This is a genomic window from Malikia spinosa, assembly GCF_002980625.1.
GTDB classification, from domain to species: domain Bacteria; phylum Pseudomonadota; class Gammaproteobacteria; order Burkholderiales; family Burkholderiaceae_C; genus Malikia; species Malikia spinosa.
The window spans coordinates 1-22,789 of sequence record NZ_PVLR01000022.1 but is presented as its reverse complement, the minus strand read 5'-3'; the positions used below and the strand labels follow the sequence as shown (position 1 = coordinate 22,789).

General features: G+C 64.5%; 17 protein-coding genes and 3 riboswitches. Of the genes, 10 read left to right on the top strand and 7 right to left on the bottom strand.

Annotated elements, in window-relative coordinates:
* Positions 1-55: 55 nt before the first annotated feature.
* From thiD to gcvP, 5 genes are all read left to right on the top strand, one after another.
* On the top strand, positions 56-1,003 hold the full coding sequence (gene thiD, locus C6P61_RS08645) for a bifunctional hydroxymethylpyrimidine kinase/phosphomethylpyrimidine kinase (RefSeq protein ID WP_244908848.1): 948 nt from the start codon (positions 56-58) through the stop codon (positions 1,001-1,003).
* Between the two features lie 24 nt (positions 1,004-1,027).
* Positions 1,028-2,323: a glutamate-1-semialdehyde 2,1-aminomutase gene (gene hemL / locus C6P61_RS08640; RefSeq protein ID WP_105729532.1), complete on the top strand. Its 1,296-nt coding sequence runs from the start codon at positions 1,028-1,030 to the stop codon at positions 2,321-2,323.
* Between the two features lie 50 nt (positions 2,324-2,373).
* Positions 2,374-2,491: riboswitch (glycine riboswitch) on the top strand.
* Positions 2,492-2,503: 12 nt separating this feature from the next.
* Positions 2,504-2,615: riboswitch (glycine riboswitch) on the top strand.
* Positions 2,616-2,683: 68 nt separating this feature from the next.
* Complete coding sequence (gcvT, locus tag C6P61_RS08635) at positions 2,684-3,823, top strand: glycine cleavage system aminomethyltransferase GcvT (protein ID WP_105729531.1); 1,140 nt, start codon at positions 2,684-2,686, stop codon at positions 3,821-3,823.
* A gap of 66 nt (positions 3,824-3,889) precedes the next feature.
* Entirely contained in the window at positions 3,890-4,255 is a 366-nt protein-coding gene (gene gcvH / locus C6P61_RS08630) for a glycine cleavage system protein GcvH (protein WP_105729530.1), read from the top strand.
* Between the two features lie 69 nt (positions 4,256-4,324).
* Positions 4,325-7,279 (top strand): aminomethyl-transferring glycine dehydrogenase, encoded by a 2,955-nt coding sequence (gene gcvP, locus C6P61_RS08625; protein WP_105729529.1) that lies wholly within the window; start codon positions 4,325-4,327, stop codon positions 7,277-7,279.
* Between the two features lie 1,015 nt (positions 7,280-8,294).
* On the opposite strand, the gene C6P61_RS08620 is transcribed toward gcvP, so the two are convergent.
* The 3 genes from C6P61_RS08620 to C6P61_RS08610 form a co-directional block, all read right to left on the bottom strand.
* On the bottom strand, positions 8,295-10,118 hold the full coding sequence (locus C6P61_RS08620; RefSeq protein WP_211296948.1) for an AAA family ATPase: 1,824 nt from the start codon (positions 10,116-10,118) through the stop codon (positions 8,295-8,297).
* Positions 10,119-10,164: 46 nt separating this feature from the next.
* A complete protein-coding gene (locus C6P61_RS18350) occupies positions 10,165-10,581 on the bottom strand; it encodes an IS4/Tn5 family transposase DNA-binding protein (protein WP_170067347.1) in 417 nt (138 codons plus the stop codon).
* Positions 10,582-10,673: 92 nt separating this feature from the next.
* Positions 10,674-11,570, bottom strand: coding sequence for a LysR family transcriptional regulator (locus C6P61_RS08610; RefSeq protein WP_105729527.1), 897 nt, complete (start codon positions 11,568-11,570; stop codon positions 10,674-10,676).
* A gap of 106 nt (positions 11,571-11,676) precedes the next feature.
* On the opposite strand from C6P61_RS08610, the gene C6P61_RS08605 reads away from it, so the two are divergent.
* The gene (locus C6P61_RS08605; protein ID WP_105729526.1) at positions 11,677-12,669 is read left to right on the top strand and encodes a Bug family tripartite tricarboxylate transporter substrate binding protein; all 993 of its coding nucleotides are present in this window, start codon (positions 11,677-11,679) and stop codon (positions 12,667-12,669) included.
* A gap of 4 nt (positions 12,670-12,673) precedes the next feature.
* Positions 12,674-13,873: a M20 aminoacylase family protein gene (locus C6P61_RS08600; protein ID WP_105729525.1), complete on the top strand. Its 1,200-nt coding sequence runs from the start codon at positions 12,674-12,676 to the stop codon at positions 13,871-13,873.
* Between the two features lie 82 nt (positions 13,874-13,955).
* On the opposite strand, the gene C6P61_RS08595 is transcribed toward C6P61_RS08600, so the two are convergent.
* The 3 genes from C6P61_RS08595 to C6P61_RS08585 form a co-directional block, all read right to left on the bottom strand.
* Entirely contained in the window at positions 13,956-14,363 is a 408-nt protein-coding gene (locus tag C6P61_RS08595; protein ID WP_105729524.1) for a GlcG/HbpS family heme-binding protein, read from the bottom strand.
* A gap of 39 nt (positions 14,364-14,402) precedes the next feature.
* Positions 14,403-15,743, bottom strand: a complete 1,341-nt coding sequence (locus C6P61_RS08590) for an alanine/glycine:cation symporter family protein (RefSeq protein WP_161125951.1) — start codon at positions 15,741-15,743, stop codon at positions 14,403-14,405.
* 139 nt (positions 15,744-15,882) lie between these two features.
* Positions 15,883-17,157 carry a D-amino acid dehydrogenase gene (locus C6P61_RS08585; RefSeq protein WP_105729522.1) on the bottom strand — a complete coding sequence of 425 codons (1,275 nt, stop codon included), beginning with the start codon at positions 17,155-17,157 and terminating at the stop codon, positions 15,883-15,885.
* Positions 17,158-17,320: 163 nt separating this feature from the next.
* Positions 17,321-17,414: riboswitch (glycine riboswitch) on the bottom strand.
* 298 nt (positions 17,415-17,712) lie between these two features.
* Between C6P61_RS08585 and C6P61_RS08580 the strand changes: the two genes are divergently transcribed.
* Together C6P61_RS08580 and C6P61_RS08575 are read left to right on the top strand one after the other, a co-directional pair.
* Positions 17,713-19,104: an L-serine ammonia-lyase gene (locus tag C6P61_RS08580; protein ID WP_105729521.1), complete on the top strand. Its 1,392-nt coding sequence runs from the start codon at positions 17,713-17,715 to the stop codon at positions 19,102-19,104.
* Positions 19,105-19,117: 13 nt separating this feature from the next.
* Positions 19,118-20,050 (top strand): LysR family transcriptional regulator, encoded by a 933-nt coding sequence (locus C6P61_RS08575; protein ID WP_105729520.1) that lies wholly within the window; start codon positions 19,118-19,120, stop codon positions 20,048-20,050.
* On the opposite strand, the gene C6P61_RS08570 is transcribed toward C6P61_RS08575, so the two are convergent.
* Positions 20,047-21,048, bottom strand: a complete 1,002-nt coding sequence (locus tag C6P61_RS08570) for a tripartite tricarboxylate transporter substrate-binding protein (RefSeq protein ID WP_170067346.1) — start codon at positions 21,046-21,048, stop codon at positions 20,047-20,049. The genes C6P61_RS08575 and C6P61_RS08570 overlap by 4 nt on opposite strands.
* 153 nt (positions 21,049-21,201) lie before the next feature.
* Here C6P61_RS08570 and C6P61_RS08565 point away from each other — a divergent pair, with 153 nt between their 5' ends.
* The gene (locus C6P61_RS08565; RefSeq protein ID WP_105729518.1) at positions 21,202-22,710 is read left to right on the top strand and encodes a hypothetical protein; all 1,509 of its coding nucleotides are present in this window, start codon (positions 21,202-21,204) and stop codon (positions 22,708-22,710) included.
* Positions 22,711-22,789 lie beyond the last annotated feature (79 nt).

Here is a 22,789-nt window from a genome sequence, read left to right as displayed (position 1 = left end):
AGCGTCTTATAGAATGAATCGATTCGATCGGGGACTCCCCCGACCCAGCTTGTTGATGACCCACTCCTCCGAACTGCCGTCCGACCCCGAGTCCAGCGACGACGTCCAGGGCCTGCCCTGCGTCATGACTTTCAATGCCAACGACCCCAGCGGCGCCAGCGGCCTGGCAGCCGATGTGGCCGCGATGGTCAGCGCCTCCTGCCATGTGCTGCCGGTGCTGACCGCGGTGCTGATCGGTGATACCCGCCGCGTGCAACACCATGTGGTGATCGACGAGGAAACGGTCGAGGAACAGGCGCGTTGTGCGCTCGAGGACATGGCGGTGCAGGCCTTCAAGGTCGGCTATGCCGGCAACCCCGAAAACCTCGGCGCGATCGCGCGCGTGCTGTCCGACTACGACGGCGTGCCGGTGATCGCCTACATGCCCGACCTGTCCTGGTGCGAGGAATCCGCGCTCGAGGACTACCTCGATGCCTGCGCCGGCCTGCTGCTGCCGCACACCACCGTGCTGGTCGGCAACCACAGCACGCTGTGCCGCTGGCTGCTGCCGGACTGGGACGAGGAACGCGCACCGAACGCGCGCGAAGTCGCGCGTGCCGCCTCCCAGCTCGGCCCGCCCTACACCCTGGTAACCGGCCTGATCGCGCCCGACCAGTTCATCGAAAACCACCTGGCCACGCCCGAGACGGTGCTGGCGAGCGCGCGCTACGAGCGCTTCGAGGCCAGCTTCAGCGGCGCCGGCGAGACGCTGTCGGCCGCGCTGTGCGCCCTGCTCGGCGCCGAGAGCGAACTGGTCGATGCCTGCGCCGAAGCCATGACCTACCTCGACCGCAGCCTCGGCGCGGGTTTCCGGCCCGGCATGGGGCGTGCCGTGCCCGACCGGCTGTTCTGGGCCCACGAGTCCGAAGACCAGGCCGGTGCGGGCCCCGATCCCAGGATTTCCGACGCCGATGCCGGTCACGACCTGCTGACCACCCTTTCCAGCGATGCCACGCCGCACTGAGCGCGGCTTCTTACTCCTCACGCCATGACCGACCGCAACCAGACCCTGTTCGAACGCGCCAAGACCCTGATCCCGGGCGGCGTCAACTCCCCCGTGCGCGCCTTCAAGGCCGTCGGCGGCACGCCGCGCTTCGTGCAGCGCGCCCAAGGCGCCTATTTCTGGGACGCCAACGACCAGCGCTACATCGACTACATCGGCTCCTGGGGCCCGATGATCCTGGGCCATGGCCACCCGGCCGTGCTGGAAGCGGTGCAGAAGGCCGCGCTGGAAGGCTTTTCCTTCGGCGCACCGACCGAGCGCGAGATCGAACTGGCCGAGGAACTGGTCAAGCTGGTACCGAGCATCGAGATGGTGCGCCTGGTCAGCTCGGGCACCGAAGCCGGCATGAGCGCGATCCGGCTCGCGCGCGGCGCCACCGGACGCAAGAAGATCATCAAGTTCGAGGGCTGCTACCACGGCCACGCCGATGCGCTGCTGGTCAAGGCCGGCTCGGGCCTGGCCACCTTCGGCAACCCGACCAGCGCTGGCGTGCCACCCGAGGTGGTGCAGGACACGCTGGTGCTCGAATACAACAACGTCGAGCAGCTCGAGGCCGCCTTTGCCGAGCATGGCGCAGCCGTTGCCTGCCTGATGATCGAACCGATCGCCGGCAACATGAACTTCGTGCGCGCCTCGGTGCCGTTCATGACGCGCTGCCGCGAGCTCTGCACCCAGCATGGCGCGCTGCTGGTGTTCGACGAGGTCATGACCGGCTTGCGCGTCGGCCTGGGCAGCGCCCAGGGCCATTACGCCAGCCTGATCCCGGGCTTCGAGCCCGACATGACCGTGCTCGGCAAGGTGATCGGCGGCGGCATGCCGCTGGCGGCCTTTGGCGGCAAGCGCGCGGTGATGGAGCTGCTGGCGCCGCTGGGCGCGGTCTACCAGGCCGGCACCCTGTCGGGCAACCCGGTCGCGACCGCCTGCGGCCTGGCCACGCTGCGCGAGCTGCAAAAGCCCGGCTTCTACGAGGCCTTGTCGGCCCGCACCCAGCGCCTGGTCGCCGGCCTGACCGAGGCGGCCCATGCCGCCGGCCTGCCGTTCTGCGGCGACAGCCAGGGCGGCATGTTCGGCTTCTTCTTCTTCGACCAGCTGCCGCAGAACTACGCCCGCGTCATGAGCACCGACGGCGCGCGCTTCAACAAGTTCTACCACGGCATGCTGGAGCGCGGCGTCTACTTCGCTCCCGCGCTGTACGAGGCCGGCTTCGTGAGTGCCGCCCACACCGACGCCGACATCGAGGCCACGGTCGCGGCCGCGCGCGAGGTGTTCGCCCAGCTCTGAGCGGCGAATCAGCCCGATCTAGCCGCCGAAGCTGATTCGCGGCTAGAATCCTGGGCTTGTCAGGAGAGAGTCGCGCCGGGTCGTCCGACCCGCGAGGCCGCCGAAGGCGCAGGAGACCCGCTACCCCGCAGGTCCTGAACGCTCAGGCAAAAGGACTGACAAGCGTCGGCTGCGAGGCCGGCGTTACCCCCTGGAGAGAGCCGCGCCCCGAGCGCGGCCACCGAAGGAGCAAACGCTCAAGGCCGTTGCGGCCGGCGTGAATCTCTCAGGTAAAGCGGACAGGTGGGCAGTACATGCACCGTAGCGGTCCCGGACCGCACGGCGTATGCTTCACGCTGCTGAAAACTGCCTCAAACCGCCATGTCCGACCACAACACACTGCTGACCACCCCGCTCAACGCCCTGCACCTCGAACTGGGCGCGCGCATGGTGCCCTTTGCCGGCTACTCGATGCCGGTGCAATACCCGGCCGGCCTGATGGCCGAACATGCCCATACCCGCAATGCGGCCGGCCTGTTCGACGTCTCGCACATGGGTCAGCTGCGCCTAGTCGGCCCCGATGCAGCCGCCGCCTTCGAGAGCCTGATGCCGGTCGACGTGATCGGTCTGGGTGTCAACAAGCAGCGCTACGGCCTGCTGCTGACCGATGAAGGCACCATCATCGACGACCTGATGTTCGTCAACCGCGACTACGCCAACGGCGGCGACCTGTTCGTGATCGTCAACGGCGCCTGCAAGGCCGGTGACATCGCGCATATCCAGGCCAAGATCGGCCAGCGCTGCGAAGTGATCCCGATGCCCGAACGCGCCCTGCTGGCACTGCAAGGCCCGCAGGCCGTGACCGCGCTGCAGCGCCTGGTTCCCGGCGTCGAGCAGCTGGTGTTCATGACCGGTGGCAACTTCGAGTGGAACGATGCCGAGCTCTACATCACGCGCAGCGGCTACACCGGCGAAGACGGCTTCGAGATCTCGGTGCACCAGGCCCAAGCCGACGCGCTGGCCCGCGCCCTGCTGGCCGAGCCCGAAGTCAAGCCGATCGGCCTGGGCGCGCGCAACTCGCTGCGCCTCGAAGCCGGCCTGTGCCTGTACGGCAACGACATCAACACCACCACCACGCCGGTCGAGGCCGCGCTGAACTGGGCGCTGCAGAAGGTGCGCCGCACCGGTGGCGAGCGCGCCGGCGGCTTCCCGGGTGCCGACAAGGTGCTGGCCCAGCTTGACGCCAGCCTGCCGCTGACGCGCAAGCGCGTCGGCCTGATCGCCAAGGACCGGGTGCCGGTGCGCGAGCATGTCGAGCTGCAGAACGCCGCGGGCGAGCGCATCGGCGAAGTCACCAGCGGCCTGATCGGCCCGACCATCAACCAGCCGATCGCGATCGGCTATGTCGAGCCGGCCTATGCCGCGCTCGGCACCGCGGTCAATGCCATCGTGCGCGGCAAGGCCGTGGCGATGGAAGTCGCGGCCATGCCCTTCGTGCCGACCCGCTACTACCGCGGCTGATCTTCTTCGACAATTGGGCACCGCGCGCCGCGGTGTCCGACCCACCTTTTTTCATCTGGAGCCCCCATGAGCCTGAAATACACCCCCGACCACGAATGGCTGAACGTCGAAGGCGACGTCGCAGTCGTCGGCATCACCCACCATGCCCAGGATGCCCTGGGTGATGTGGTGTTCGTCGAGCTGCCCGAAGTCGGCACGACCTTCGCCGCCAAGGACGTGGCCGGCGTGGTCGAGTCGGTCAAGGCCGCTGCCGATGTCTACATGCCGGTCAACGGCGAGATCATCGAAGTCAACGAAGCGCTGCGCGACGACCCGTCGCTGGCCAACAGCGACCCGCTGGGCGCCGGCTGGTTCTTCAAGGTCAAGCTGTCCAACCTGGCTGAGCTCGACGGCCTGCTGGACGAGACGGCCTACGGCAGCCTGACCCAGTAAATCGCGCCTCATCGGCCACCGTCGGACTCGGCGGTGGCTTTCCTTTTTCTTGCCCGGAATCCACCCGCCATGTCGACGCCCACCGCCCGCCCCCTGGCCGACCTCGAAAACGCCAGCGAATTCATCGCACGCCACATCGGCGTCTCCGCTGCCGACGAAACCCACATGCTGTCCGTGATCGGCGAGGCCTCGCGCCGCGACCTGATCGACAGCATCGTGCCGCGCTCGATCGCGCGTGGCAGCCGCATGGCGCTGCCCGACGCGATCACCGAGGCGCAGGCGCTGGCTGACCTGAAGGCGATTGCCGGCAAGAACAAGATCTTCAAGAGCTACATCGGCCAGGGCTACTACAGCACCCACACGCCGGGCGTGATCCTGCGCAACATCCTGGAAAACCCGGCCTGGTACACCGCCTACACACCGTATCAGGCCGAGATCAGCCAGGGCCGCATGGAGGCACTGGTCAACTTCCAGACCATGGTGACCGACCTGACCGGCATGGCGATCGCCAACGCCTCGATGCTCGACGAATCGACCGCCGCGGCCGAAGCCATGACGCTGGCCAAGCGCTCGGTCAAGGCCAAGGGCAATGTCTTCATCGTCGGCGGCGACTGCCACCCGCAGACGATCGAGGTGATCCAGACCCGCGCCGCGACGATGGACATCCAGGTCAAGATCGCTGCCACCGAAGCCGAGTGGAATGCCGCGATCGCTGGCGACGACTACTTCGCCGCCCTCAACCAGTACCCGGGCAGCAGCGGCTGGCTGTGCGACTGGAGCGAGTCGGGCCAGACCATCCACGACAAGAAGGCCGCGCTGATACTGGCCGCCGACCTGCTGGCACTGACCCTGCTCAAGGCCCCGGGCGAGATGGGCGCCGACATCGTGATCGGCACCACCCAGCGCTTCGGCATGCCGATGGGCGCCGGCGGCCCGCATGCCGCCTACATGGCCTGCCGCGACGAGTACAAGCGCTCGATGCCGGGCCGCCTGGTCGGCATCAGCGTCGACGCGCATGGCAACCCGGCCTATCGCCTGGCGCTGCAGACGCGCGAGCAGCATATCCGCCGCGAAAAGGCTACTTCCAACATCTGCACCGCCCAGGTGCTGCCGGCTGTCGTCGCCAGCATGTACGCGGTCTACCACGGCCCGCAAGGCCTCAAGCGCATCGCCGAGCGCGTCGCCAGCTACACCGCAATCCTGGCCCAGGGCCTGCAGTCGCTGGGCTACTCGCTGGTGCACCATACCGCCTTCGACACGCTGACGGTCAAGACCGCCAGCACCGGTGCCGCCCACGCGCTGATCCAGCATGCCGCCGCCAACGGCATCAACCTGCGCCAACTGCGCAATGACTGCGTCGGCCTGTCGCTCGACGAGACCACCACGCGCGCGGACATCGCCCAGCTCTGGTCGCTGTTCGCCCAAGCCGGCCAGGCCTGCCCGCAGGTCGATGGCTTCGCCGCTGGCGTCGAAGCCATGATCCCGGCCGCACTGCGCCGCAGCAGCACCTACCTGAGCCACCCGGTCTTCAACAGCTACCACTCCGAGACCGGCATGCTGCGCTACATCCGCGCGCTGTCGGACAAGGACCTGGCGCTGGACCGCAGCATGATCCCGCTGGGCAGCTGCACCATGAAGCTCAACGCGACCAGCGAGATGATCCCGATCACCTGGCCCGAGTTCGCGCTGGTGCACCCGTTCGCGCCGGCCGACCAGCTCGAGGGCTACCGCCTGCTCGACGAGCAGCTGCGCGCCTGGTTGTGCCAGGCCACCGGCTACGCCGCCATCAGCCTGCAGCCCAACGCCGGCTCGCAGGGTGAATACGCCGGCCTGCTGGCGATCAAGGGCTACCACGACGCCCAGGGCAACGGCCACCGCAACATCTGCCTGATCCCGTCCAGCGCGCACGGCACCAACCCGGCGTCCGCCCAGATGGCCGGCATGCAGGTGGTGGTGACCAAGTGCGACGAGAGCGGCAACGTCGACATGGCCGACCTCAAGGCCAAGTGCGAGCAGCACAGCGCGAATCTGGCCGCGGTCATGATCACCTACCCGAGCACGCATGGCGTGTTCGAGACCGAGGTCAAGGCGCTGTGCGAGCTGGTGCACAGCCATGGCGGCCGCGTCTATGTCGACGGCGCCAACATGAACGCGCTGGTCGGTGTCGCGGCACCGGGCGAGTTCGGCGGCGACGTCAGCCACCTGAACCTGCACAAGACCTTCTGCATCCCGCACGGCGGTGGCGGCCCGGGCGTCGGTCCGGTCTGCGTGGTGGCCGACCTGGCCCCCTACCTGCCCGGCCATGCGACCGCCAGCGCCCAGGGCGCCTATGTCGGTCCGGTCAATGACAGCGTGCCGAGCGCCAAGCCGGCAGTCGGCGCCGTCTCGGCCGCTCCGCTGGGCAACGCCGCCGTGCTGCCGATCTCGTGGATGTACATCCGCATGATGGGCGCCGACGGCCTCAAGCACGCGACCGAAACCGCGATCCTGAGCGCCAACTACATCAGCCGCCGCCTGGCCGACCATTACCCGACGCTGTACGCCAGCGAAGGCAAGGACGGCAAGCCGGGCCATGTCGCGCACGAGTGCATCCTCGACCTGCGCGGCCTGAAGGACAGCAGCGGCGTGATGGCCGAGGATGTCGCCAAGCGCCTGATGGACTACGGCTTCCACGCCCCGACGCTGAGCTTCCCTGTCGCCAACACGCTGATGGTCGAGCCGACCGAGAGCGAGACGCTGGAAGAACTCGACCGCTTCATCGACGCGATGATCGCGATCCGCGACGAGGTGCGCAAGGTCGAAGCCGGCGAATGGCCGCGCGAGGACAACCCGCTGAAAAACGCGCCGCACACCGCGGCCAGCCTGCTCGGCGGCGAGTGGAACCGCGCCTACCCGCGCGAAGTCGGTGCCATGCTCAAGACCGGCCAGGCCGTCAAGTACTGGCCGTCGGTCGGCCGGGTCGACAACGTCTACGGCGACCGCAACCTGTTCTGCAGCTGCCTGCCGGTCGGTGACGCCGAATAAGGCTCAGCCTGCATGAACCAGAAAGCCCGCTTCGAGCGGGCTTTTTGTTGTAGTAAGTTAGCCCGCGAAAGCCAATCGAGTCAAGACTCCAATTTAATTTATTACCACATTACTCGAACACCTGCTCAACGGCTCGCTCCAGTTTCTCTTTGACCAAGAGGTTGACCTCCATCCAGCAGTGCGTCATCAGCCGCCACATAGTCTCGATGCGGTTGAGCTGCGGTCTTCGTGTCGCTGGTCGTGCCGCAATTCTACGAAAGTGGCTTGACTTGCGGAAAATTTAGTAGCACCAACTAGGTATTAGCTCGCGCGCACGCCAGTCTGGTGACTTCCCGATCACCTGCGCTAGTTACAGCCGATCTTACTCGCTCACCCGGGTGTCGATTCGCTTATCCATCCCAATCCCGCGTCCTAGTGACGCTGCACTGACTAGGATTAAAACTGATGGCAGGCCAAAGCAGGAATATCGATCGAAAAATTTCTGAGGATCAATTTAGAGACCAGTCTAATCGTCACTCAACCTCTTCGCAGAAATAGATTTCTGACTGGAATCACTCGGGATTTTTTCACGTTCAGCCACAAGCCTTTTTCGTTCAAAATCCTTATTAAAACGCTCCATCTACTTATTTAGACCATCAAGTCCTGATGATAGTATTTCGAGCAAGTTTGAAAGTGCAACAAAGAAGCCGCAGATCAACGAAAATATGCTTCTTATTATGCGGAACATAAATCAATCTCCAAGTTCTTTCAATCTCGCATCAATTTCCAAAATCCTCTTATTCGGCGTCTTTTGGACCATTGAATCAACTTCCTTAGGGGCCAAAAAATAGGTTAACACCCCAAATATGATGATCACCGGAACCGCAACATAAGTCAGATAAACACCCACATACGAGACGGTTATCAACGTCAAAACATAAGTTACCAACGTGAGAGCAAAAACAACCGACGAAAATTTATAGAGCCATTTTTTCAACATGATTCTCCGCGCTACCGCTTGACGCAAATTCCACTACTAAATTTCAACAAAATCCGGCCAAGTCTCACCGTACATTTTTAACTGTGTATCTTTTGATATTACCGTCAAAAAGCTACCATCGATGTGACGCTTAATACGGGTGAGGCCAGTATAGAGCAAAGAAAGAGCTTGAGGCGTTGTGCCACGCTCGATATAAATGACCAGTATTCTAGCCTCCCACCCTTTAAAACTGTGAAGTGTTGTTGCCTTAACCCTGGCATCACCCATATAAAAACCCACCTTCTGCCTTCGACTTTCCTTTTCATCTGGATCATATGTGTGAACGCAACGAATCCCCTTCACACCTAATCTCTTGACCACTTCATAACCGATACTCTTAACATCACAAAGAAAAGTCACATCAGCCATCGACAACCCAACGGAACCTGCCCTAGTGAATAAACCCAATATCTCATCACAACACAACTGAGCGTCATCCACCCCGGTATGCTGGACCCACCTTAGGTAACAGGGCTCCAACGTCATATCAATTTGCGAAAGTCGCGGAACGATTCGAAGGCTTTCAGGAAGATATTTAGAGGCAAAGTTGGCCGCCATTTCCAACGCTGTTGCCGGCATCCTATAGTTAACCTCCAACTCTGCCCATTTTCCTGAAAACCCTGCGCCGATCATTGCTTCATCAGTCCAAGATGAAGCAGTTCCATAGATATCCTGAGTAGCATCGGCAACCAATAGCATTTCACCACCAGGCTTACAAATTTTTCTTAGAACGCTCCACCACCCCGGAAGAAAGTCCTGACCCTCATCGACCAGCACTGCGTCATACAGTTCGATATTTTCGGAATTATCCAAAATATATGATATCAAGGCGGGCAGATCATAATTTAAAACTGTCTGCGTATCGCCTCGACTCCAAAGCTGCCTGTACTCTTCATCGGCATCATTTTCCATGCATATGCGACGACACCAGGCATGAAAATTTAACCAAGTAATGTCTTTTCTCGACCTACCTGTAGACCCTGGATAACGAACGGCAATATCCATTAGATAGTGAAGCAACGTAATATTGAACGTCACCACCAATACTTTGCTACCCATCTTGAGTAACTCCGATGCTCTTGCCGCCAAAACCAAAGACTTTCCTGATCCAGCAGCCCCCCTTATTCTTCGATATCCAGATTGCGTACGCGTATTCACATAGGCAAGCTGCTCTTTATCAAGCCCAATAGAATCTCTTTGACTTGCAGATACATCAGGCTCAATAAGCCAATTTCTCAAATCCATAGCCTGAATTGGCGACATAACAAATGAACTCCCTCTTGCCGCCTGCGGGAATATTTTTAAAATATCACCATTAAAAAAAGACTCCAAACCAGAAACTGGATTGCATTGGGGATATTTATCCATCCCTCGATACTCAAGACACGGACCTAAAAGTTCAAACAACTGCCTTTCAGGGCAAAAAGGAAATATAACACCAGCAGTCACCGCAGCAAATCCGCCATTTTTTTTCAAACGAGGGCAGTAGATGCTGAATATTTCATTTCGGTAAACCTGAACTTTTTCAACTGGATTCTGTGACTGCAGGGAGAAGCGCTTTCCGCCAGACTCACCCCAAAGCAGCGGAGGCTTGCCCTCTCTCTTGTCTACGCCATAGCGCATAGCCGACAAATCCCAATCCTTAACTTCAAATACAGCAATCCCCACATTTGGATTCAAAAGAACAAAATCAGGCCTCAAACCATTGAGGTGAGGCTGAATATAAATCTCCCATTGGGGACTTAAGTAAGTATTAAAAAACTCAAATACTTTCATCTCCCCCAGCGTCAATGGCTGCCGCAATGAAAATATATCTTTCACGGGCGGCGAGACGAATCTCTGACTTTGAAAATTAAGAGATTTATCTTTAATCACAAACTACCCCATAATTTTTTATGACAATAAAATGCTCGTGTACGAATAAGCATCGATCACGCCCAACGGCATCCGGCCCAGCGTGACGGTATACGTCGGGTGCAGGTACAGTCCGAGCGTGACCTTGCCCTCGAATCCAGCTCGGTCGTGTCCTGCGGGCAGAGCACCACCGTGGTTGGCGCATGCGCTGCGCCGTAGCATCCCAGTGCGGCTGCATGATGTCCTGCCAGTCGAGCTTGTCCTGAGTTAGGAAACAGTAGGCTGCACGCATCTCCGCCCAGCCTCGGCTCGTCTGCGTAATACTCTCAGAAGGGCTCCCGGCCAGGCGCGTCACCAGCTTGGCTAGACTGCGACTCAGCCTCGCATCGCCCAGCGGCGCATCCCCCTGTTCCTGCTCTACCCAAGTCATGCTAGTTATCATTCAAAAGTTCGTCAAAAACGTAACTTTACCGCAGTACGAGGGGGAAAATGTGTGCCATGAAACGGGAAAAGCCCAGGCAGTCAATCACGCAAGGTAGTGCTGACGAAGCGGCGGAACCAGCCCATGGCCGGCGCCTCGGTGCGGCCCTGCAGCGTGATGTAGGCAAAGCGCGCCTGCGAGCGCAAGGCGGGCTGCAGCTTGAGCTCGACCAGCCGGCCGGCCGCCAGCCCGTCGCGCGCGGCCGCCAGGATGCCAAGGTAGACCGCCTGCGAGCGCTCGACCGTCGCGATCAGGCTGTCGACCTCCTCGCCCTGCAGCGAGACCATCAGCTGCGGATCAGCGGCGGGGCCGTACTGCTCGACCAGCAGCCGGGCCACCTCGTCGGACAGCGGCGTCGAGGCGACCGGATAACGCAGCAGCTGCTCGAGCCCGACCCGGCGCAGCTGCAGCAGCGGGTGGTCGGCGCGACAGACGAAACCGGCCGGCTGGTCGCCCAGCGGGTCGATCTGCAGGTCGGGCGCCGGTGCCACCCGGCGCGCATCGACCACCAGCGCGTCGAGCTGGCGTGCGCGCAGCTGCAGCAATTGCAGCTCGGTCGGGCCGCGCGTGATCGACACCCGCAAGTCGGGATGCTGCTCGGCCGCATGACACAGCAGCGGCGTGGTCAGCAAGGCGCCGGGGCCCGAGCCCAGGCCGACCCGGATCGAACCGCCCCCGCCCTGCATCCGCTCCGCGCTGCGCCGCAGCTCGGAGGCTTCCAGCACGATCCGGCGCGCGCGCGCGACTACCTCGCGCCCGAGCGGGGTCAGCTCGTTGCGCTTGCCGATGCGGTCCAGCAACTGGCCGCCGAGCTCCTGCTCCAGGTTCTGGATGCTGCGGCTCAGCGCCGACTGGGTCAGGAAGCATTGCTCGGCCGCGCGGCTGAACGAGCCGGTATCGGCCAGCGCCAGCAGATGTTCAAGCGGTTTGATGTTCATGCCAGATCATTCTACTAACGAATAGCTACCATCGAAATAATGCATTGGACACATCAAATAGCCCCCCATAAGATGAGCTGACTTACAACATCGACAGGAGACAAGCATGGACCATCGCAAACGTTTCACCCTCAAGCGCACCACCGCCTTGCTCGCCGGCATGACGCTGGCAGCCAGTGCCATGGCGCAATCGGGCAAGCCCCTCACGCTGATGGTGCCCTACCCGGCCGGCGGCGTGTCGGACGTCATCGCGCGCATAGTCAGCCCGGTGCTGGCCAAGCACCTCGAGCGCAACGTGATCGTCGAGAACCTCGGCGGCGCCGGTGGTGCGATCGCCGCGCAAAGGGTCCTGAACTTGCCTGCCGACGGCAACATCATCTACCAGGGTTCGCCCAACGAGCTGATCCTGACGCCGATGGCCGTGGCCGCCGTCAAGCACAAGAGCGAGGACTTCCGTCCGGTGCAGTCGATCACGCTCAACGAGATGATCGTGTTCGCGCGCAAGGACCTGCCGGTGGGCAACGGTGACGAACTCGCCGCCTACGCCGCCAAGATGGCCAAGGAAGGGCGGCCCCTGACCTATGCCAGCGTCGGCCCCGGCTCGCTCTACCATGTGCTCGGCGAGCAGATGTCCAAGGTGCTCAACGTGCCGATGACCCATGTGCCCTACAAGGGCGGCGCGCCCGCCACGCAGGACCTGATGGGCGGCCTGGTCGACATCTTCATCACCCCCTACGGCAAGTCCTATGTCGAGCTGGTCAACAGCGGCAAGATCAAGGCGGTGGCGGCCCTGTCGGCCGAGCGCCAGGCGGCGTTCAAGTCGGTGCCGACCCTCAACGAGAGCAAGGCTCTGAAGGGCTTCACCTTCGATACCTGGCAGACCTATTTCGTGCGCAAGGACACGCCCGAGCCGGTGGTGCAAGCCCTGCACAAGGCCCTGAGCGAAGTCGCCAACGACGCGGGCGTGCGCACGACGCTCGAAGCCCAGGGCATGATCGTCCCGAAACCGCAGGCACTGGACAAGGTGACCAGGACCTACCACGACGAGATCGCGCAGTACCGCGCCATCGCCAAGTCGATCAACCTGCAGGCCCAGTGACACCATGTCCGACACACTGATCCAGCTGCAAGCCCTGTCGGACGAGTTCACGGCGCTGCGCCGCGACATCCACCAGCACCCGGAACTCGGCTACCAGGAGTTCCGCACCAGCGAGCTGGTGGCCGAGCGCCTGGCTGCCTGGGGCTACCAGGTCACGCGCGGCCTGGGCGGCACCGGCGTGGTCGGCCAGCTGGTGCGCGGCAAGCGCGGAACAAGCGGCCAGGGCGGCAAGCGCCTGGGCCTGCGCGCCGACATGGACGCGCTGCCGATCCAGGAAGCCACCGGCCTGCCCCACGCCAGCTGCCACGCCGGCCTGATGCATGCCTGCGGCCATGACGGCCACACCGCAACGCTGCTGGCCGCAGCCAAGCACCTGGCCGAACAAGGCGACTTCGACGGCACGCTGAACCTGATCTTCCAGCCGGCCGAGGAAGGCCTGGGCGGCGCCAGGAAGATGATGGAAGACGGGCTGTTCGAGCAGTTTCCCTGCGACGCGATCTTTGCGATGCACAACATGCCGGGCTTCCCGCGCGGCAAGCTGCTGCTGCGCGAGGGCGCGACCATGGCATCGAGCGAGAACATCACGATCACGCTCGAGGGCCAGGGCGGCCACGGCGCGATGCCGCATGTCGCGATCGACCCGGTGGTCGCGGGCTCGGCCATCGTGCTGGGCCTGCAGACCATCGTGGCGCGCAATGTGCCGCCGCTGCAGATGGCGGTGATCACGGTCGGCGCCTTCCAGGCCGGCCAGGCCAACAACGTGATCCCGCAACGCGCGACGCTCGAGCTCAGCGTGCGCTCGCTCGACCGCGAGGTGCACCAGCTGCTGAACCGCCGCATCCGTGAACTGGTCGAGGCGCAGGCGCAAAGCTACGGCTGCCAGGCCAGCGTCGAGTTCCGCGGCGGCTATCCGGTGCTGGTCAACACCCAGCCCGAGACCGACTTCGCGCGCCAGGTCGCGCTCGAGCTGGTCGGCCCGGAAAACGTCGAGCTGCAGACCGCCCCGCTGACCGGCAGCGAGGACTTCGCCTTCATGCTCGAGCAGCTGCCGGGCAGCTACCTGTTCATCGGCAACGGCGACCAGGCCAGCGGCGGCCACGGCGCCTGCATGGTGCACAACCCGAACTACGACTTCGACGACGGCAACATCGCGATCGGTGCCGCCTTCTGGGTCAAGCTGGCCGAGCGCTTCCTGTCGGCCTGAAGCCGCCGCTGGAGCCACAGCCGCCAGAGCGGCTTGAGAGGCCGGCCGCTGCACAAGCGCCGGCCTCTTCCCTTTCAAAGCCTCAAAGACCCAGCGCCGCGATGCCGGCGCGCGCGATCTGCGCATCCTCGTTCGACTTGACGCCGCTGACGCCGACCGCGCCGATGCACTGGCCGTCCTTCATGATCGGCACGCCGCCTTCGAGCATGCCTTGCACGCCCGGCACGCTCAGGAAGGAAGTGCGGCCACCGTTGATGACCTCCTCGTAGACCTTGGATTCGCGCCGGCCCAGCGCGGAGGTATGCGCCTTGGCCGGAGCGATCTGGGCCGAGATGGCCGGTGCGCCGTCCAGGCGTTGCAGCCACAGCAGATGGCCGCCGTCATCGACGATGGCGATGGTCACGGCCCACTGGTTCTGCAGCGCCTCGGCTTCGGCAGCGGCCGCGATGGCCTTGACATCGGCGAGTTCGAGTACGAATCTGGTTTTCATGATCGAGGTGTTCTGGATTGAGAATACGGGTTGAAGAAATCAGTTGCGGCTGGCGCTGACGGTCACGCCACCGGCGGGAATGGACTCGGCAGCTTGCTCGTTGGCGAAATACTCGCGCGTCAGCTTGACGATCACCGGGCTCAGCACCAGCAGCGAGATCAGGTTCGGAATCGCCATCAGCGCATTGAGCGTGTCGGCTACCAGCCAGGCAAAGTCCAGGCTCAGCACGGCGCCGAAATAGACCGAAATCGTCCACAGCAGGCGGAACGGCTTGGCGGAGACGGTGCCCAGCAGGTACTCCCAGCATTTCTCGCCGTAGTAGCACCAGCCCAGGATGGTGGTGAAGGCAAAGATCGCCAGCGAGATCGCCAGCAGATACTTGCCCACACCCGGCATTGCGGCCTCGAACGCCATCGAACTCAGCACGGCACCGTTGGCACCCGAGGTCCAGACGCCGCTGACCATGATGGCCAGGCCGGTCATGGTGCAGACGATGATGGTGTCGATGAAGGTGCCCATCATGCCGATCAGGCCCGAGAACACCGGATTCGAGGTCGCGCCGGCGGCCTGCGCGATGCCCGCGGTGCCGAGGCCGGCTTCGTTCGAGAAGATGCCGCGCGAGACGCCCTTCTGGATCGCCATGATCACGGTCGCGCCGAGGAAGCCGCCGCTGGCAGCGGTCGGATTGAAGGCCTGGTTCAGGATGGTCGCGAAGGCTGCGGGGATGCGGTCGGCAAACACGAACAACACCACGCCGACGGCCACGATGTAGCCGATGCACATGAAGGGCACCAGCACCTCGGCCACGGCACCGATGCGCTTGATGCCGCCCAGCACCACCGCGCCAGTCAGCAGCGTCAGCACGACACCGGTGATCCAGGTCTCGACACCGAAGGCGTTGTGCACCGCGCTGGCAATGCCGTTGGCCTGCACCATGCTGCCGATGCCAAAGCCGGCCAGGCCACCAAAGATCGCGAAGGCGGTGCCAAGCCAGCGCCAGTTCCGGCCCAGGCCGTTCTTGATCGCGAACATCGGGCCGCCGGCATGCTCGCCATGCTCGTCGACCTCGCGGTACTTGACCGCCAGCACGACCTCGCCGTACTTGGTCGCCATGCCGACGAAGGCCGTCATCCACATCCAGAACAGCGCGCCCGGGCCACCGACCGCAATCGCGGTCGCGACGCCAGCGATGTTGCCGGTGCCGACGGTGGCCGACAGCGCAGTCATCAGCGCGGCATAGGGCGAGATCTCGCCTTCGGAATCCTTGCCCGGCTTGCGGCTCTTCCAGATCATCGCGAAGCCATGGCCGATCTTGCGCAGCGGCATGAAGCCCAGGCGCAATTGCAGATACAGGCCGGTGCCCAGGATCAGCACGATCATGGGTACGCCCCAGACGATGCCGTTGAGCCATTCAAAAAACACATGTAGGGATTGCACGGTAGTGCTCCTTTCCGGCCTGCGACAGCCTAGGGTGGTGAAAATGCCGCCGCTTCGTGAGCCACGGCAAGGGAAAAAATGGTCAGGCGCGCAGCGGGAACAGCGGCTTGCCTGGGGCAGCGCCGACCTGGATCGGCTGGTCGTAGGCCTGCGCCACGACGCCGGCGATCATATCGGCGGTGACCGCCGACAGCGTCCAGCCCAGATGGCCGTGGCCGGTGTTGTAGAACACATTGGCCTGGCGACCGCGCCCGACGCGCGGCAACATGCTCGGCAGCATCGGACGCAGGCCGGCCCAGGGCAGGACCTGGCGCGTGCTGACGCCCGGGAAGCACTGGTTGACCCAGTCGACCAGCGGCTTGATGCGGTCGGCGCGGATGTCCTTGTTGTAGCCGTTGAACTCGGCCGTGCCGGCGACACGGAAGCGATCGACGCCGAGCCGGCTGGTCACGAGCTTGGTCTCGTCGTCGAGCAGGCTGACCGTGGGCGCGGCGCGCTGGCTCTGCACGTCGAGCAGGTTGACCGTGATCGAATAGCCCTTGACCGGATAGATGTTGACACGGTCGCCGAGCTGGGCTGCCAGCTCGCGGCTGGCGACGCCGGCGCAGACCACCAGGGCGTCGAAGCGGTGTTCCTGCAGGCCGGCCTCGTCGGCCACCTTAACCAGCGCCGTCTGGCCATCGCTGTGCAGCGAGCGCACCTGCTGGCCGAACAGCAGCTTGACGCCGAGCCGCTCGGCCGCGGCAGCCAGGCCGTTGGTGAACAGGTGGATGTCGCCGGTCGAATCGCTCTCGGTGAAATAGCCGCCGTAGTAGTTGCCGGCCAGCGTCGGCTCGATCGCGCGCATCTCGGCCGGCGTGACGGCACGGCGCGACAGGCCGCCGGCGGCCAACAGCTTGGAGACCTCGCCCGCATGATCAAAACCGGCCTTGTCGCGGTAGATATGCAGGATGCCTTCCTGCTTGAGGTCGAAGTTCACGCCCTCGGCCTCGGCCCAGGCAAACAGGTGCTCGCGCGCGGCCACGGCCAGGCGGGTGGTCTCGATCGTATTGCGCTGGTAATGCGGGATGTTGGCGATGAACTCGGCAAACCAGCTCAGCTTGTGCCAGCTCGGCTTGGGGTTGACCAGCAGCGGCGCATCGCTCTTGAGCATCCACTTCAGCCCCTTGATGAGGGTGGAGCGGTGGGTCCAGACCTCGGCATTCGAGGCCGACAGCTGGCCGCCATTGGCGAACGAGGTTTCCATCGCCGCATAGTGGTGTTTTTCGAGCAAGGTGACGGAATAGCCACGCTTGGCCAGCGCGTAGGCGGTGGTGACGCCGGTGATGCCACCGCCGATGACTGCGATCGATTTCATGAGGACAGGTTCCAAACAGGTCGATGGAAGGAGCACGCCGCGCACACTGCGCCACGCACGCCCCCTCTGTTTGGTACCTGAGAGATTCACGACAACGCCGATGGCGCTGCGCTTGCTCCTGCGGTGTGCCGGGTGACTAAATCCGGCAGCTCTTCAGAGTTCAAGAATTCGACCGGTCCTTTTGCCTGAGAGTTTCCGGGGCGGTTGCTCCTTCGGCGTCGCCGGTCTGGGCCGGCGATCTCTCCCGATCGAACATCGGCACTGGGCCGAAGATACGAGTGATTCAGCAATCATCGTGCCAGACCGAACCAGGAAAAACATCCGGGTTTACGCTTAAATCCGCACCAGTTTGGCGCAAATTATGCTGATCTGGTGCGGTCCCGCCGCTGGCGGCGTGCCGCTGAATCGGCGCCGACGCCGGAGCTGATTGGCGTTATGAAGATAAGATCGCCTGCCGGCATGGGCGGGGCCTTGCGCTGTCCGCCCGCCGGTCCATCCCCGCGCCCAGGAGTCCGCCCCATGTTCAATCCGTCCTGCTGAGAGGCACCGCACACCATGGCCGTCAGCGTTTTCGACCTGTTCAAGATCGGCATCGGGCCGAGCAGCTCCCACACCGTGGGCCCGATGCGCGCGGCGCGCCTGTTCGCGCTGCGACTGCAGCATGCCGGCGTGCTGGCACAGACCGCGCGCGTGCGCTGCTGGCTCTACGGCTCGCTCGGCGCCACCGGCAAGGGCCACGGCAGCGACACCGCGGTGCTGCTCGGCCTGGCCGGCCGTGAGCCCGACACGGTAGATGTCGACCGGGTGCCGGAGCTGCTGCAGGCGATCCGCGACCGCCGCAGCCTGGCGCTGCTCGGCGAACACGAGGTGGCATTCAACGAGCGCGAGGACCTGCTGTTCATGCGCCGCGAGAGCCTGCCCTTCCACGCCAACGGCATGCGGCTGGTGGCCTATGACGCGCAGGGCCGGGAGCTGGAAAACCGCTGCTACTACTCGGTCGGCGGCGGCTTCATCGTCAGCGACGAGGTCGCGGCCGACGGCAGCCGACAGAAGGTGATCGCACCCGACGCCACCGTGCTGCCGCTGCCCTTCACCAGCGGCGCCCAGCTGCTCGAGATCGCCCGGCGCGAAGGCTTGAGCATCGCCCAGGTCATGCGACGCAACGAACAGCACTGGCGCAGCGACGCCGAGATCGATGCCGGCCTGCTGCGCATCTGGCAGGTGATGCAGGACTGCGTGCAGCGCGGCTGCCGCACCGAAGGCATCCTGCCGGGCGGCTTCAAGGTCAAGCGCCGCGCCGGTGCGCTGTACCGCGCGCTGACCGAACACCCGGAGGCGACGCTGCGCGATTCGCTGGCCGTGCTCGACTGGGTCAACCTCTATGCGCTGGCGGTCAACGAGGAGAACGCCGCTGGCGGCCGGGTCGTGACGGCGCCGACCAATGGCGCCGCCGGCATCGTGCCGGCCGTGCTGCATTACTACGCGCGCTTCATCCAGGGCGCCAACGACGCCGGCGTGATCGATTTCCTGCTGACCGCAGCCGCGATCGGCATCCTCTACAAGGAAAACGCCAGCATCTCGGGCGCCGAGGTCGGCTGCCAGGGCGAGGTCGGCGTCGCCTGCTCGATGGCAGCCGGCGCGCTCTGCGCCGTGCTCGGCGGCACGCCTGAGCAGGTCGAGAACGCGGCCGAGATCGGCATGGAACACCACCTGGGCCTGACCTGCGATCCGGTCGGCGGCCTGGTGCAGATTCCCTGCATCGAGCGCAACGCGATCGCCGCCGTCAAGGCGCTCAACGCCGCGCGCATGGCGCTGCGCGGCGATGGCAGCCATTTTGTCAGCCTGGACAAGGTCATCAAGACCATGCGCGAGACCGGCGCCGACATGAAGAGCAAGTACAAGGAGACCGCGCGCGGCGGCCTCGCGGTCAACATCGTCGAGTGCTGAAGACCGGCTGCCGATGAACCTGTCCGTCCGCCAACTCCGGGCCTTCGTGCTGGCCGCCGAGCACGGCTCGTTTTCTGCGGCGGCGGCGGAAATGGGCGTGACCCAGCCCGGCATCTCGCTGCTGATCCGCCAGCTCGAGGACGAACTCGGCCTGCAGCTGTTCCACCGCACGACGCGCCGAATCGAGCTCACGGTCGTCGGCCGCGAGATGCTCGACAGCGCCAGCCGCACGCTGAACCAGCTCGGTGCGCTGGAGCGCCATGCCCAGGACCTGCACAGCGGCCAGCAAGGCCGGCTCAGCGTCGGCGTGATCGCCTCGGTGGCCTGCAGCCTGTTTCCGCCGGCCCTGGCCAGGTTCCAGAAACAATGCCCCGGCGTCAAGCTGGAATTCCACGAGGAGCAGGCCGCGCCGCTGCTGGAACGCCTGCGCAACGGCGAGCTGGAAATCGGCTGGGGCCTGTACCCGAATCCGCAGCCGGACCTGCTGTTCGAGCCGCTCTACCGCGACCCGATGGTGGTCGTGATGCACGAGAACCATGCCCTGGCCAGCCGCGAGCATGTCAGCTGGAGCGCGCTGAAGAACCACAAGTTCATCTCGGCGTCGCTGCAATCCGGGGTGCGCATCTACACCGACCGGGCCGCGGCTGCCGCGGGGATAGAAATCCGTCCGGCGCATATCACGCCGTCGCTGACCACCGCGATCGGGCTGGTGCGCCAGCAGATCGGCTGCGCCGTGCTGCCGATGCTGCCACTCGAGAACCTGAACCTGGAACGGCTCGTGATGCGCCGGCTGGAGCGACCGGGCATCTGGCGAGAAAACGGCCTGATCACGCCCAAGGACCGGCCGCTGTCGCCAGCTGCCCAGGCCTTTGTCGAGGCCGCGCGCGTCACCGCCAGCCGCTACACCCTGCCCGAGGCGATGGCACGGCAGGCCAGGCAGCTCTAGTCGATCCGGGACCCGAGCGATTGCGCCAGCGCACGCCAGCGGCGTGACTCGCGCCGCAGCAGTGCCGACAGCTCGGCCGGGCTGCCGCTCTGGATGCCCGCGCTCTGGGCCGCGAATTCGGCCTGCAGCGCCGGCGACTCGAGCGCCCGGGCCACGGCGGCATTGAGCTTGTCGACTGGCGCGCTCGGCAATCCCGGCGGGGCCAGCAGGAAGACCTGGGTCACGGCCTGGAAACGCGGCAGCAGCTCGGCGACGGCCGGCACCTCGGGCAGGGTCGGCGCGCGCTTGGCGCTCGTGACGGCCAGCAGCCGCACGCGCTGGGTCCTGGACGCGGCAATCGCTGCCGGCAGGCTCAGGACCCCGAGCTGGAGCTGGCCCGAAGTCAGATCAGCCAGGATCGGGCCGCCTCCCTTGTAGGGAATGTGCAGCAGCTCGAGTCCCAGGCTCTGGCTGAACAGCTCGGCACCGAGATGGGCGATCGTGCCGACGCCGGGCGAGGCATAGCTGTACTGGCCGGGCCGGGCCTTGAGCTCGAGGACCAGCTCGCGCAGGTTGCTGGCCGGAAACGAGGCATGTGCCAGCCAGGCGAACGCCAGCGAAGCCACCGGGCTGACCGGCGTCAGCTGCAGCGGGTCGGTCCAGTTGCCCTCGTGCAGCAGCGACACCAGCAGGATGCCGGTGTCGGCCAGATAGAGCGTGTAACCGTCGGCCGGCGTGCGCGCCAGTTCGGCTGCCGCCAGCGCCCCGCTGACCCCGGGCTTGTTGACCACCACCACCGGCTGTCCCAGCTCCTTGCCCAGCCTGGCGGCAAACAGGCGCCCGAGCAGGTCGCCGCCACCGCCAGCCGGATAGCCCAGCAGCAGCTTGATCGGGCGTTGCGGGTAGTCAGCCCAGTCGTCGGCGCGGGCCTGCGGCGTACCGGCCAGCAGCGCCGCCAGCCAGCCGAGCCAGAGCCTGCTGCGCCAGCTGCGGGCGTTCGCGCCAGCGACCAGGTCCAAGCGTGAACCGTTCAGCCAGCGACGGCAGGCACCGATAACGACGGCGAAGCAGCGACTGGCTGAATTCATACTTTTAGCTTATGGATTAATCATATTCAAGCATCAATTGTCCCATCTAATGAAGTTCTGATCTTTCTTCATAGGGGTTTTTCCATGCACAGTTCACTTCCTACCCAGCGCAGCGGCCTGGAGCGCCTGCGCCATGTGGCACGCCCGGTGATGGCGGTCGCCACCGGCCTGATGGTGGCAGCCCTCGCCACCGGCTGCGGCGGCAATGACCTGCTGGCGGGCTCGCTCGACACCCATTTCGGCAAGGCCAGCGACGGCACGCCCGACGGCATCGTCAGCCTGTCGCTCGGCAGCGGCAACGATTCCGCCAAGGCCATGGCCGTGCAGGCCGACGGCAAGGTCATCGTCGCCGGCACCAGCACCAGCACCGGTGGCAGCAGCAACATCGTGATCGAGCGCTTCAACAGCGACGGCACGCTCGACAGCAGCTTCGGCGCTGACGGCAACAGCGACGGCACGCCCGACGGCGTGGTCAACCTCGACCTGGGCACCAGCAGCGACGACGCCAAGGCAGTGGCGATCCAGGCCGACGGCAAGATCGTGGTGGCGGGCAACAGCACCCCGACCGGCAGCTCCAGCAACGTGGTGCTGGCGCGCCTGGACAAGAACGGCAAGCTCGACGCAACCTTTGGCGCCGACGGCAATGCCGACGGCACTCCGGACGGCGTGGTCCAGGTCTCGTTTGGCAACGGTGACGACGCGGTCGACGCGATCGCGATCCAGCAGGACGGAAAGATCGTCGTCGCTGGCGACACCACCAGCAACACCGGCAACGGCAGCCAGAACATGGTGGTCGCGCGCGTCAACGCCAACGGCAGCCTGGACGCCAGTTTCGGCGCCGGCACTGCCGACGGCACCCCGGACGGCGTGGTCAGCCTGTCGCTCGGCGCTGGCAACGATGAAGCCAAGGCCGTGGCCATCCAGGCCAACGGCAAGATCGTGATCGCCGGCAACACCATCGGCAGCGACAACAGCAGCAACATCGCGGTGGCACGACTCAACGGCGACGGCAGCCTGGACGCGACCTTCGGCGTCGGCAATGCCGACGGCACCCCGGACGGCGTGGTGGCGGTCTCGCTGAGCAATGGCGACGACAAGGCCAAGGCAGTCGCACTGCAGGCCGATGGCAAGATCCTGGTCGGCGGCGTGACCTTGGCGGCTGACAACAGCAGCAACGTCGCCGTGGCCCGCCTCAACAGCGACGGCACGGCTGACGCCAGCTTTGGCGCCGGTCCTGCTGACGGCACGCCTGACGGCTCGGTCGCGGTGTCGTTCGGCGCTGGCGACGACAAGCTCAAGGGCCTGGTCGTGCAAGCCGACGGCAAGATCCTGATCGCGGGTTCCAACACCGCCGCTGACGGCTCGACCAATGCCGTCGTGGCTCGCTTCAACAGCAACGGCGCACTCGACAGCAGCTTCGGCGAAGACAGCAGCGACGGCACGCCCAACGGCGTGGTCAGCATCTCGCTCGGCAGCGGTGACGACTCGGCCGAAGCCCTGGCGCTGCGGGCTGACGGCAAGATCCTGATCGCGGGTGACCATGTCGCCAGCGACGGCTCGAGCAACATCTTCGTCGCCCGCCTGATCAACTGATCACGCCACCGACGGTCCCATGAGACCGCAGCTGCCTCGGGGCGGCTGCGGTCTTTTTCGTGTGCGCCCAGCATGGGCG

Bases quoted from the DNA above. Each gene is read 5' to 3' on its own strand.
- gcvH (WP_105729530.1), top strand. From the start codon at position 3,890: ATGAGCCTGAAATACACCCCCGACCACGAATGGCTGAACGTCGAAGGC.
- C6P61_RS08610 (WP_105729527.1), bottom strand. From the start codon at position 11,570: ATGAACATCAAACCGCTTGAACATCTGCTGGCGCTGGCCGATACCGGC.
- C6P61_RS08595 (WP_105729524.1), bottom strand. From the start codon at position 14,363: ATGAAAACCAGATTCGTACTCGAACTCGCCGATGTCAAGGCCATCGCG.
- C6P61_RS18350 (WP_170067347.1), bottom strand. From the start codon at position 10,581: ATGACTTGGGTAGAGCAGGAACAGGGGGATGCGCCGCTGGGCGATGCG.
- C6P61_RS08585 (WP_105729522.1), bottom strand. From the start codon at position 17,157: ATGAAATCGATCGCAGTCATCGGCGGTGGCATCACCGGCGTCACCACC.
- C6P61_RS08565 (WP_105729518.1), top strand. From the start codon at position 21,202: ATGCACAGTTCACTTCCTACCCAGCGCAGCGGCCTGGAGCGCCTGCGC.
- gcvP (WP_105729529.1), top strand. From the start codon at position 4,325: ATGTCGACGCCCACCGCCCGCCCCCTGGCCGACCTCGAAAACGCCAGC.
- C6P61_RS08600 (WP_105729525.1), top strand. From the start codon at position 12,674: ATGTCCGACACACTGATCCAGCTGCAAGCCCTGTCGGACGAGTTCACG.
- C6P61_RS08575 (WP_105729520.1), top strand. From the start codon at position 19,118: ATGAACCTGTCCGTCCGCCAACTCCGGGCCTTCGTGCTGGCCGCCGAG.
- thiD (WP_244908848.1), top strand. From the start codon at position 56: ATGACCCACTCCTCCGAACTGCCGTCCGACCCCGAGTCCAGCGACGAC.
- C6P61_RS08605 (WP_105729526.1), top strand. From the start codon at position 11,677: ATGGACCATCGCAAACGTTTCACCCTCAAGCGCACCACCGCCTTGCTC.
- gcvT (WP_105729531.1), top strand. From the start codon at position 2,684: ATGTCCGACCACAACACACTGCTGACCACCCCGCTCAACGCCCTGCAC.
- C6P61_RS08590 (WP_161125951.1), bottom strand. From the start codon at position 15,743: ATGATCGTGCTGATCCTGGGCACCGGCCTGTATCTGCAATTGCGCCTG.
- C6P61_RS08580 (WP_105729521.1), top strand. From the start codon at position 17,713: ATGGCCGTCAGCGTTTTCGACCTGTTCAAGATCGGCATCGGGCCGAGC.
- hemL (WP_105729532.1), top strand. From the start codon at position 1,028: ATGACCGACCGCAACCAGACCCTGTTCGAACGCGCCAAGACCCTGATC.